Here is a 10,428-nt window from a genome sequence, read left to right as displayed (position 1 = left end):
AGGCCGCCAGCGCGGCGGCCTGGCGGGTGGTGCTGGGCGTGGGCGCCGTGGCGACCGTGATCGGGATCGCCTTCGCGGCGACCGGCCCGGCGCAGGGATCAAGCCTGACCGCCCGGAGCCGGGCACGGCAGGCCCCCGCCCCCCACCGCAACCACAGTCAGCAACCAAGAGCGATCAGCCAGCAAGAGCGAACAGCCGCCGCCGAGCCCCCAGCAGCACCACGGTGGCCAACACCAACCCCACCCCCATGGTCACCAGCAACGGACTGGGCGCGCCCGGCAGCAGCGCGGCCAGCGACCGTGACGCGATGCCCAGCGCCAGGTAGAGACCGGCCCAGGCCGCCGCGCCGAGGGCCGCGCAGCCGAGGAACCGCCGGTACGACATCCGCAGTCCGCCGGCGGCCAGCGGCAGCAGGGCGTTGAACACCGGCAGGAACGGCGCGACCATCACCATCCGCCCGCCGCCACGGCTGAGGATCCCTTCGGCCGCACTCCAGCGCGACTCGCCGATCCAGCCTCCGATGCGACTGCGGCGCAGCGGTTCGGCGTACCGGCGACCGATCAGGAAGCTCAGCGACCAGCCGGCGAGGCATCCGGCGAGCACCGCGGCGAAGGTGGCCAGCCCGGTGGCCGGGCGGCCCACCCCGACCGCGGCCAGGATCGCCACGTCGCCGGGGACGAGGACGCCGAGCAGCGGTACGGCGTCGAAGAGCATCACCAACCCGAGTACGCCCATCAGCACCAGGATGGGTAACTCTCCGACCTGGGCCAGCCAATGCGTCATGCCTCGTACGCTATGGCCGTCGTGCCACCGTGGACATCCGGTCGCAGCCCTTACCGCCCCCTGGTGTCCACCTCGGGGTCACCCCTGAGATGGCCGGCGGGTCAGGCGGGTCGCAGCACCCGCACCCGACGCGGCGACGGGTCCACCGACGGCTCGGTGGTGGGCACCGGGTAGTCGGCCAGCACCAGCAGCCCGTCGACCGGCAGGTGCGCCCGGCCGGGGTCCCCGACCAGCACCTCGGCGCCGGAGGCGACGGCCCGTCGCAGGAACGGCAGCATCCGGGCGGCCATCGGACGGCTGTAGAAGACGTCCCCGGCGACCACCAGGTCCGCGTCGGCGCTGTCGCGGTCGAGCAGGTCGTCGCCGTTGACGTCGACGGTGACCCGGTTGGCGCGGGCGTTGACCGTGACGGCCGCCACAGCGTACGGGTCGATGTCGTTGGCGACGACCTCGGCGGCGCCGGCCAGCGCGGCGGCGATGCCCACGAGTCCCGAACCGGCGGCGAGGTCGAGGACGCGACGCCCGGCGGCCAGCTCGGGGTGGTCCAGCAGGTGTCGGGCCAGGGCCTGACCGCCGGGCCAGACGGAGGCCCAGTACGGCGCCGTCAGGGGGTGCCCGGCGAGCGCCTCCATCCGGGCCCACCAGACGATCGCGTCCTCGGCGAGGTGCAGGCGCACCTCCGGGACGAACGGGGTGGGGACCAGCCGGAGCCGGTCCAGGCCGGCGCCGGGCGCGTCGATCTCGCGCTCCAGCTCGGACAGCGCGGTGGCTGCGGGACCCCTCATCGGCGCAAGCATGCCGCACGACGAAGCGGTCGGGGCGGCTTTGGCACGCGGGCGACGCGGAGTGTTCATCTGAGTTCGAGAAAAGACCTACGGCACTTCGGCCGGCGGATCGGGGTTTTGCCCGTTACTGTCGAACAGGTACGGGCGACCATCGGCCTCGAGGCCGGTGGTCCGCCGCTTTGAACAGGGAGAGATGCATGGCAACCGGCACGGTTAAGTGGTTCAACTCGGAAAAGGGCTTCGGCTTCATCGAGCAGGATGGTGGAGGGCCGGACGTGTTCGTCCACTACTCCGCCATCGCGACGAGCGGCTACCGGGAGCTCAACGAGGGCCAGAAGGTCGAGTTCGAGGTGACCCAGGGCCAGAAGGGCCCGCAGGCGGACAACGTCCGCCCGATGTAGCTCCGTGCCGGTGACGGCGGTCGGTTCCCGGCCGCCGTCGCAGTGCACTCACGACGCTGCCGGGGCGGCGGGCAAGTCCCGCCGCCGCCGGAGCGGTCCGATCAGCAGGATCAACGGGGTGAGCGCCGACCAGGCGGTCATCACGGTGATCGCGGTGCCGACGCCGTAACGCGCGCCGAGCGCCCCGGCCAGCACGGCTGCCAGCGGGATGGTGCCGTAGTTGAGCAGGTGCATGCTCACCGTCACGCGCCCGAGCAGGTGGTGCGGCGTGTACGTCTGCCGGAACGCGCCCTTGACCACGTTGCCGATGGCGACGCCGAGGCTGACGAGCACGCCGCCGAGCGCCGGCCAGAGCAGGCCGACTCCGGGCCCGGCCAACGGGATGAGCAGGGCGGACGGGCCGGTGAGCGCCGCCGCGACGAGCAGGGCACGGGCGCTGCCGAAGCGCCGGGCGACCACGGTCGCCAGCAGCGCGCCGATGATGCCTCCGACGCTCATCACCCCGACGAGCACGCCCACCAGGCCCGGCGCGAGTCGTAGTTCGCGGACCAGGAACACGACCAGGACCGCCTGGTAGCCGGTCAGACCGATGTTGCTGGCCGCGCCGTAGAGCGTCAGCACCCGCAGGTACGGGTCACCGATGACGAAGCGGAGCCCGTCGGCCATGTCCCGGCGCAGCGATCGGGAGTGGTCCCGCCGTTCCGGACGCGTTTCGGCGGTGCGGATCCGCAGCAGGAACACCGCGGAGAGCAGGAACGTCAGCGCGTCCAGCAGCAGCGCGGCGACCGCGCCGGCGAGTTGGGCGATCAGACCGGCGATGCCGGGCCCGACGACGTAGCTCATCGTCTGGGTGGCCTGGAGCTTCGCGTTGCCGTCGGGTAGCTGCTCGGGTCGCAGCAGCACCGGCAGGTAGACCTGGTCGGCGGTCTCGAAGAAGACCCGCGCCACGCCCGCGCCGAGCGCCACCAGCAGGAGTTGCGCGACGGTGAGGCGGCCCAGCAGCGCCGTCACCGGCACGCTGAGGAAGGCGAGCGCGCAGATCAGGTCGCAGACCACCATGAGCGGCCGGCGTGGCAACCGGTCCACCCACGCGCCGGCCGGCAGGCCGATCAGCAGCCAGGGCAGCCAGGCGGCGGCGGTGAGGACCGCTACCTGGAAGGTGCTGGCGTCGAGTACGGCGACCGCCACCAGCGGGAGCGCGACAACGGTGACGTTGCTGCCGATGCTGCTGACCGTCTGGCCGGCCCAGAGCAGGCGGAAGTCGCGGTGGCGCAGCAGCCCACCGGCCGGTCGGACCGGCGTGGGACCGGTCCGGGTGGCCGCCGTCACGGCCGGGCCGGTACGCCGTGGACGAACACGAACACCGGGTGCCGCTCGACGCCGTCGTCGGACCGCTCGCGGTTCTCCCAGCGGGCGATCAGGGCGTTGATTTCGGCACCCAGCTCGTCCAGCTCCTCGGGCGTGAGGTGCAGCCACCGGTCGGAGGAGAACGGCGCGTCGCCCCAGGCGGCCTGCGCCGTCTCCTCGGCGGCGTGCCAGGCGCGGGCCAGCGCGACGTGCCGGTCCAGGTTGAGCGAGGTGGCGGCGTCGGCGACGGCGCGGTCGGCGGGGTCGGTGTCGAAGTCGGCCGAGGACCAGCGCACTCCCCGGGTGACCAGTTTCCACCAGCGTTCGCGGCGGTCCCGGGCCAGCTCGGGGGCTTCGGTGACCAGGTCGGCGGCGGCGAGGACCTTGAGGTGGTGGCTGACGTTCGCCGGCGCCTGGTCGGTGCGTTCGGCGAGCAGGCCGACGGTCGACGGCCCGTGCACCTTGAACACGTCCATCAGGCGGCGGCGCAGCGGGTGGGCCATGGCCGCGAGGACCCGCGAGTCGGTGACCTGGCGTACGTCGGGCTTCTCCATACCGGCAGCATGGCATCAGCAAGAGATGTTGCGCAACTGTTATTGCTCAACATTCGTTGCGAACCGCCGGACGAGTGGGGGCGGACGGGTGGGGGCGGCCCGGTGGGGTCGGGCCGCCTCCCGTTCAGGCGACGAGCCGGCGGGCCAACTCGTCGGCGACCTGCTTGGCGATGGTGGGCGGGATGGCCGCGGCGATCTTCTCCGGCGTCAGCCCGGCCAACACGCCCGCAACGATCGCCGCCTCGTCGGTGACGTCCTTTCCGGCCAGCGCGTTGAGCGTGGTCTGCAGGTCGGTGAGCTGCTTCGTCATCGACTGCAGGTTCCAGTTGCCGACGACCGGGGCGCCGGTGTCGTCCCGTCCCTCGCCCAACCGGGTGTAGATCTGTCCGATCGGGTTGCGGCCGTCCAGCACGGTCAGGTTCTTGTGGACGGTGGCCAGCCAGTTGTGCTCTTCGGGGGTCATGTCGTCGTCCTCCAGGAGTCCGATGGAGCTGAGGTAGCGGCGGAACAGGGGCCGCTGGTCGCGGCCCGCCTTGATGGCGTCGCGGAAGAAGCTGAAGTGGGTGTGCCAGCGGTGCGAGCTGTCGCCGCTGGTGCGTTTGCCGAGCCGGTCCCACCGCTTCACGGTCGTACCGTCGGGGCTGTAGATGATCTCGCGGATGTCCCGGGTGTCGGCCGCGTTCGCGGCGCACTGACCCACACACCACACCGAGAAGCTGGCCAGGGTGTGCCTACCGCCACCGGAGCGGACGTCGAACTCGCCGACGTCGATCGCCGCCGCGTCCAGGGTCAGTCCGGACCGGTCCCGGGGTGACTCGACCACCGAGTAGTCGTTCGGGACCACCCGGTCCGAGCCGCAGTGATAGCCGCCCCGGTGGGCCGGGTCGCCGACGATGCCGACCTCCGCCGGATCGAGGTCGTCCGGGCCGGGCGCGTTGTCGAGGTGGGTGAGGAGCAGACGTCGAAGGTCCAACAGATTGTCCGGGGCCCGCGTCATGGGGTCCCCCTTTCGGCTGGGGCGGGGACCGGGCGCGACGTCACACCGCGTACGCGGTGGTGGGCTGTGGGCGAGCCCGGTCTGGTGCTGCACGGCGCCGGGCGTTGACCCAACCATAGCCCGCAGTTCCGATGAATGCCCAGCTCAGAGGCGCTCTGTTCAGATTGGAGGCAGAGCCGGGGCAGAGTGGACGATCGGCAACAGCAGCGCCGACGGGTGAGCCGGGCCAGAAAGCACCTGCCGCCAACCGGCACGCAGCGTCACCGCCGTACCGAGAGGCTCGCCGGTGCCGGGGTTGCGTGCCCACCGCGGATGGGCGCCACCGGCGACCTGCACCCGCAGCCGGTGCCCGGTGGCGAACCGGTACGCGGTCGGCCAGAGCGTCACCGGCACCCGCAGCACCCCGGACGAGTCGGTGGGGAAGCGTTCGGGCGTCACCCGCACCAGACCGTCGCACACGTTCCACGACCGACCGCGCCGGTCCACATCGCACAGCCGCACGAAGACGTCCAGATGCGGCAGTTCGCTGCGGACGTGCAGCTCGGCGCGGACCGGGCCGATCACCTCGACCGGCTCGACGAGCGGCGCGCTGGTGTAGGTCAGCACGTCGGGGCGGGCTTCGACCTGCCGGTTGTCCACCGGACCGGCTCGCTGGGCGACCAGCAGCGGCCCACCCAGCGACGGGGTGGGGTCGGCCGGGTCGTACCGAAACCCGTCGGCCGTCGACGCGACCGGGGGACGTACCGCCAGCTCACCGCCCGGATGCAGGTGCCAGGCGGTCCCGACGGTCGGCGGTGGCCAGTCCGGCAGGTCCCGCCAGCCGCCGCCGCGACCCCCCACGTGCAGCCGGACGGGGGCGGCGCGGGGCGGGGGTTCGTCGTCCAACGGCCCGTCGAGGTGCTCGTCGAGCCAGGTCAACCCCTCCCGCAGGGCCGCCACGAACAGCCCGGGGCTGCCGTGGGTCCAGGGCCCGATCACCAGGCGCGGTCGAGCGCCGGTGGCGCGCAGGGTGGCGTAGTCGTCGAGTTGGGCGGGCAGGAAGATGTCGTGCCAGCCGGTGACCATGACCACCGGCGCCCGCACCCGGGCCACCCGGTCGGCGAAGACCCGCTCGCGCCAGTACGCCGCCTCCGGCGTGTGGTGGCGCAGCCACTCCTGAAAGAACGGGATGCGGACACCGGTGGCCACCCGGTCGGCGTCCGCGAGCGGCAGATGCGCCAGCGCGGCGGCCAGCCGGGGCTGGCCACGCTTGAGTTCCCACTGCCGGGCCAGCCACGGCACGGTCTGGGCGTGCAACAGCTCGGCCCAGGTCAGCACGGTGTCGAGGGCGAACGACTCCCCCGCGTACGTCGAGTCCCGGGTGGCCGAGGCGGTCACCACCGCGACCATCGCGCGCAGCTCCTCGCCGGCGTCGGCGGCCAGCGCCCACTGGGCGAAGCCCTGGTAGCTGACGCCGAACATGCCGAACGCCCCGGACCACCAGGGCTGGCGGCGCAGCCAGTCGAGGGTGTCGACCCCGTCGTCGCGCTCGTGCACCAGTGGGGCGAAGGTGCCGCCCGAGCCGCCGGTGCCCCGGCACGACTGGATCACGGCGTGCCGGCCCCGCGCGGCGAGCAACCGGCCGAGCAGCCGCAAGGGACCACCCCGACCGTACGGGGTGCGGATCAGCACGGCCGGCGCGGATGCGCGGTGCGGCGCGTAGTGGTCGGTGCGGAGCACCACGCCGTCCCGGGCGCGGACCGGAATGCCCCGGGTGGCCCGGACCGGGCCGGGACGCGTCACTGGCAGCCGCAGCGCGGCGGCGGCGAGGCGGGCGACGAGCCGGCCGGGCACGGTCAGCCCGTCGTCCGGTGGGGCGCGCCGGGCCGGGCGGCACGGACCGCGTCACGGTGCGCCCGCAGCGACTCGCCCATCTCGCCCAGGAACCGGTGCACGACCTCCAGCTCGTCGTCGTCGAAGCGGTCCATCACGGTGTCGGTACGGGCGCCCAGCGGCCGGAAGAACTCCATCGCGAGGGCGGCGCCCTGGTCGGCGTAGTGCAGCAGCACCTTGCGCCGGTCGGTGGTGTCCCGGTCGCGGCGGATGTGCCCGGCCCGTTCCAGGCGGTCGATCAGGGCGGTGACCGATCCGGAGGACAGGTTGAGCTGCTCGCCGAGGCGGCCGGGGGTGATCGGGTCGCCGAACAGTTCGGCGTCCATGACGGCGATCAGCGCGTTCAGGTCGGTCGGGTTGAGGCCGTGCAGGGTGGCGAAGGCGTGACCGACCTGCTGGGCGTCCACCGCGTACCTCCGGAGGTTGTTGGTGATCTCGGCGACCAGCTGCTCGCGGCGCGTGTCGCGCCGCCGGTACATGCCGTGAGTCGCCACGTCGCGCCGCTTCTCCCCGTCGTCGGTCTGCCGGGTTGCAGCATAGAGCAGCCGCCGATAATCTCGGCCATCAAGATACTTGGCTTTCGAAAGACCTAGGGGTCAGTGATGTCCGTCTTCAGCAGGGTCGCGCGGGGTCGGCTGGCCGCCTGGCTGACCGTCGCCGCCGCGCTCGTCGTCGCCGCGGTCGTCTTCGGTGTCCCGCGGCCGGACAATCCGACGCCGGTCTCCGCCACCGGCCTGGACGCCACCTGGCAGTCGACCCAGGTGCAACGTCTCCAGGACCAACTGCCCACCAGCGACGTCCAACCGGCCATCGTGGTCGTCAGCCGCGAGGGCGGCGGAGCGCTGAGCGACGCCGACCGGGCCGCCCTGACCTCCCGCTCCGGCGACCTGGGCCGGTTCGCGGTGGGCGGCCGGGTGAGCCCCCCACAGGTCTCCCCGGACGGTACGGTCGCGCTCGTCGCCGTCCCGCTGGACACCGCCGGTGGTCAGGAGGAGGTCACCGCACGGGTCGCCGAGCTGCGCGACGCGCTGTCGGACCTGCCCGACCCGCTGGCCGCCGAGGTCACCGGCGCCCCCGCCCTCACCGCCGACCTGTCGTCGGTCTTCGAGGGCGCCGACGTCACCCTGCTCGCGGTCACCGCCGCCGTGGTCGCCCTGCTGCTGCTGATCACGTACCGCAGTCCGTTCCTGTGGATCGTGCCGCTGGTCGTCGTCGCCGCGACCGAACAACTCACCCTGCGCGCGGTGGAGACGATCGTGCCGGCCGTCGGCATCAACCTCCAGCAGGGCCAGGTCACCGGCATCGCCAGCGTGCTGGTGTTCGGCGCCGCCACCGACTACGCCCTGCTGCTCATCGCCCGCTACCGGGAGGAGCTGCGGCGCGAGCAGGACCGCTTCGCGGCGATGCGGGCCGCGCTGCGCCGTACCGCCGAGCCGATCCTGGCCAGCGGCGGCACCGTGGTGCTCGGGGTGCTCACCCTGCTGCTCAGCGAGCAGGAGACGAACCGGGCACTGGCCGTGGCCTGTGCCACCGGGGTGGTCTTCGCCATGCTCTCGGCGCTGTTCGTGCTCCCCGCCGTGCTGGTGCTCTTCGGTCGCGGCCTGTTCTGGCCGTTCGTACCCCGGGTCGGCGGCCCGGCCCGGGAGGGCCGGCTCTGGGGCCGGCTCGGCGGCCTCGTACGACGCCGGCCGGTGGTGGTCGCGGCGCTGTCGACCCTGCTGCTCGGCGGCCTGGCCCTCGGTGGGCTCGGGATCCGCACCGGCCTGTCCGAGACCGAGCAGTTCCGGGCCGCGCCCGAGGCGGTGACCGGCGCGCAGACCCTGGCCCGCGCGTTCCCCGCCGGCAGCACCCAACCGGTGGCCGTGCTCACCACCCCGGCGGCGGTACGGGCGGTCACCGACGTCGCCGCCGCCGTACCCGGTGTCGCCTCGGCCCGACCGGGGGACGCCGGCCAGGCCGTCGCCCAGGTCGACGTGGTGCTGGACGCCGAGCCCGGCACGCCCGCCTCGGATCGTGCGATCGAGGCGCTGCGCGACGCGGTCGCCGCCGTTCCCGACTCCGCTCCCCCGGCCGTCAGCGGCGTCGAGTCGCCCGCCGGGGCGATCGTGGGCGGCTCGGTGGCCGCGACGTACGACTCCGACGAGGCCAATGACCGGGACCTGCGGCTCATCCTGCCGATCATCCTGCTGTTGGTCGGCGCGGTGCTGGTGCTGCTGCTGCGGGGCCTGGTCGCGCCGGTGCTGCTGGTGCTCACCGTGATCGCGTCGTTCTTCGCCAGCCTCGGCGCGGCGTGGCTGCTCTTCGACCACGTGCTGGACTTCCCGGCGCTGGACAGCGGCGTGCTGCTGCTCGCCTTCGTGTTCCTGGTGGCGCTCGGTGTGGACTACAACATCTTCCTGGTCACCCGGGCGCGCGAGGACGCCCGCAGCGCCGGCACCCGCGACGGCATGCTGTCCGCGCTGCGGGTCACCGGAGGTGTCATCACCAGCGCCGGGGTGCTGCTCGCCGCGGTGTTCGCCGTGCTGGGCGTGCTGCCGCTGATCACGCTGACGCAGATCGGCATCATCGTCTGCATCGGCGTGCTGCTGGACACGCTGCTGGTCCGTACGGTCCTGGTGCCGGCGCTGGCGTTCCTGCTGGGGGACCGCTTCTGGTGGCCGGGCCGCGTCGAGGCCGAGCCGGCCGTCGACGCCCCGGCAACGCGGGAGCCGGTGGCCGTCCGCGACTGACGCGCACGGAAAAGGGGCGGGGGTCCACCCCCGCCCCTTTTCGTCGTGTTCAGTAGCCCAGGCAGACGCACTCGGTCATCAACGCCCGCACGTTACGCACGTACGACGGATTCGGGATGGCCAGCGGCTCGCCCTCCTGCGCCACCGCCCCGTGCCCGAAGTTGTACGCGGCGATGACCGCGTTGAGCAGGCAGGAGTCCAGTTCGGCGGTGCACAGGTCCGCGTCGAGCCGGAAGTCGGACTCGAAGTACATGTCGCCGATGTACTTGGTCAGCCAGGCCAGGTAGTTGGCGCCCAGGTACGCGTTGTCCTGGTAGGCGGCGATGTCGTAGCTCTGGTCGAAGCGCTGGTTCATCCAGGTCGCGGTGGCCGGCATGACCTGCATCAGCCCGACGCCGCCGTCGCAGGCGTAGATGTTGGACTGCCAGCCGCTCTCCTGCCAGGCCGTGGCCTTGAGCAGGTTGAGCGGGATCTTGAGGTCAGGGGCGGAGCTGGGCCAGTAGGTGCGGGCGGCGGCCGCGGACAGCGCCGTCTTCACGTCGGCACGGCTCGCCTGCGTGCCCTTGTAGCTGGGCTTGCAGGACGAGGGGGCGGGCTTCGGTGGGGCCGGCGGGACCTTCGTCTCGGTGGGCGCCTTGGCGACCACCCGCGGCTTCGTGGGCGGCGACGTACGCGTCGGCTTCTTCGACGGCTTCGGGGAGGCCGACGCGCTGCGACTCGGGGCGGCGCCCATCGCCGCCACCCCGCTCGGTGAGGGGCTCGCCTCGACGGACGGCTCGTCGACCGGCTCGTCGGTCGGCGCGTCGGTGACCGAGACGGGGGCGGCGGCCTGGTCCTGCGGGCGTTCCCCCTTGCCGGCACAACCCACGGTGCCGCCGGCGATCAGGAGGCCGGCGAGCACGAGCGCGCCCACCCGACCGGCTCGTTGACGCATGGTGATCCTCCCCCGTCGAACAGTCG

General features: G+C 73.0%; 10 protein-coding genes. 2 read left to right on the top strand and 8 right to left on the bottom strand.

The features are described from left to right. Positions 1–174: 174 nt before the first annotated feature. The gene (locus AB0I89_RS17615; protein ID WP_357127295.1) at positions 175–783 is read right to left on the bottom strand and encodes a VTT domain-containing protein; all 609 of its coding nucleotides are present in this window, start codon (positions 781–783) and stop codon (positions 175–177) included. Between the two features lie 101 nt (positions 784–884). Then, the gene (locus tag AB0I89_RS17610) at positions 885–1,580 is read right to left on the bottom strand and encodes a 50S ribosomal protein L11 methyltransferase (protein WP_357127292.1); all 696 of its coding nucleotides are present in this window, start codon (positions 1,578–1,580) and stop codon (positions 885–887) included. Between the two features lie 185 nt (positions 1,581–1,765). Between AB0I89_RS17610 and AB0I89_RS17605 the strand changes: the two genes are divergently transcribed. Further along, entirely contained in the window at positions 1,766–1,969 is a 204-nt protein-coding gene (locus AB0I89_RS17605) for a cold-shock protein (RefSeq protein ID WP_007072071.1), read from the top strand. A 48-nt stretch (positions 1,970–2,017) separates the two neighbouring features. On the opposite strand, the gene AB0I89_RS17600 is transcribed toward AB0I89_RS17605, so the two are convergent. From AB0I89_RS17600 to AB0I89_RS17580, 5 genes are all read right to left on the bottom strand, one after another. Then, complete coding sequence (locus tag AB0I89_RS17600) at positions 2,018–3,298, bottom strand: MFS transporter (protein WP_357127289.1); 1,281 nt, start codon at positions 3,296–3,298, stop codon at positions 2,018–2,020. Continuing rightward, positions 3,295–3,870 carry a helix-turn-helix domain-containing protein gene (locus AB0I89_RS17595; protein WP_357127286.1) on the bottom strand — a complete coding sequence of 192 codons (576 nt, stop codon included), beginning with the start codon at positions 3,868–3,870 and terminating at the stop codon, positions 3,295–3,297. The genes AB0I89_RS17600 and AB0I89_RS17595 overlap by 4 nt, the downstream gene beginning before the upstream one ends. A gap of 124 nt (positions 3,871–3,994) precedes the next feature. Beyond that, positions 3,995–4,867 carry a hypothetical protein gene (locus tag AB0I89_RS17590; RefSeq protein WP_357127283.1) on the bottom strand — a complete coding sequence of 291 codons (873 nt, stop codon included), beginning with the start codon at positions 4,865–4,867 and terminating at the stop codon, positions 3,995–3,997. Between the two features lie 159 nt (positions 4,868–5,026). Beyond that, on the bottom strand, positions 5,027–6,700 hold the full coding sequence (locus AB0I89_RS17585) for a CocE/NonD family hydrolase (protein ID WP_357127279.1): 1,674 nt from the start codon (positions 6,698–6,700) through the stop codon (positions 5,027–5,029). Between the two features lie 2 nt (positions 6,701–6,702). Further along, positions 6,703–7,218 carry a MarR family transcriptional regulator gene (locus tag AB0I89_RS17580; RefSeq protein WP_357127345.1) on the bottom strand — a complete coding sequence of 172 codons (516 nt, stop codon included), beginning with the start codon at positions 7,216–7,218 and terminating at the stop codon, positions 6,703–6,705. 123 nt (positions 7,219–7,341) lie between these two features. Here AB0I89_RS17580 and AB0I89_RS17575 point away from each other — a divergent pair, with 123 nt between their 5' ends. Next, complete coding sequence (locus AB0I89_RS17575) at positions 7,342–9,468, top strand: efflux RND transporter permease subunit (RefSeq protein ID WP_357127276.1); 2,127 nt, start codon at positions 7,342–7,344, stop codon at positions 9,466–9,468. A gap of 49 nt (positions 9,469–9,517) precedes the next feature. On the opposite strand, the gene AB0I89_RS17570 is transcribed toward AB0I89_RS17575, so the two are convergent. Then, positions 9,518–10,402 carry a lytic transglycosylase domain-containing protein gene (locus AB0I89_RS17570; protein ID WP_357127274.1) on the bottom strand — a complete coding sequence of 295 codons (885 nt, stop codon included), beginning with the start codon at positions 10,400–10,402 and terminating at the stop codon, positions 9,518–9,520. Positions 10,403–10,428 lie beyond the last annotated feature (26 nt).

It is taken from the genome of Micromonospora sp. NPDC049801 (assembly GCF_040656575.1).
GTDB lineage: Bacteria > Actinomycetota > Actinomycetes > Mycobacteriales > Micromonosporaceae > Micromonospora.
The sequence above is the reverse complement of the archived record's forward strand: the minus strand, read 5'-3'. Positions and strand labels throughout refer to the sequence as shown.